1 protein-coding gene is annotated in these 808 nt (G+C 43.9%); it reads right to left on the bottom strand.

Annotated features, from left to right (window positions below):
• Positions 1-808, bottom strand: an 808-nt coding sequence (locus R8O11_RS26580) for a hypothetical protein (RefSeq protein ID WP_318194790.1), incomplete at both ends; no start/stop codon positions are given.

The raw sequence follows: 808 nt of genomic DNA, 5'->3' as shown, positions 1-808 counted from the left end.
CTTGTTCACGATCGGTGATCTCTTCGGATGAAGTGAAAACGATGAATTTGATGTTTTCCGCTGGAATAGTGAAATACAAAGAGCTGGCCACACCGGCGATAGTATCAGGCAGCATATCTGTCATCATCAGGACTTCGAAAGAGATGGCTGACGGAATGTTCACCATATTATCAAAACTGCTAATAATGATGTCATTGATAACACCACCGCGAGGATGCCCTTTGAAGAACAGGTCATGCTCCTTACCAATATAGTAAGGGCTGGTTTCGTTGATAGCATTATTGATGATATTAACCTGTTGCTTGGCGTAGAACTCTTTCTCTTCACCACCGGCCCAGGTAGTCGTCCCCGTGAATACAAAGTTAGCCAGTGGACTCTTGTCATATTCTACTTGCAGCCAATTTTGATCAAAACCTACGATTTCAAGGAACAATGCTTGCTGCTCTGAGGACAGTTTTGCATATTTATCCCACTGCATTTGTTTGAGGCTATCACCCAGATACTCTTTTAACTCGTGTAGTTTTGGATCAAGCGTCAAAAAGTCAGATCTCAGCATTGAGTACTCAGTAGGGTAGAGTGAATGCCAGTTAAACTGAGTAGTCAACCAGGGCGCGGAAGAACCACCTGAACCTAAAATGATATTTTTAAGGTTGTCACCGGCTTGCTGTAACAGGTAGGTCTTATCCTGGGTATTGCGCCAGTTGTACAGGTTCACGTATTCAGCAGAGCCATCGTCATAGAGCCTGATGTTGTCAATGTCGACATGTTGCTGCTTATGCAGCCGCTGTAGCATAAGTTTTAGGTTGTC

This window comes from Vibrio sp. 1288, assembly GCF_033344475.1.
Note: the sequence above shows the minus strand (reverse complement) of the source record. Positions and strands in the feature narration are given on the sequence as shown.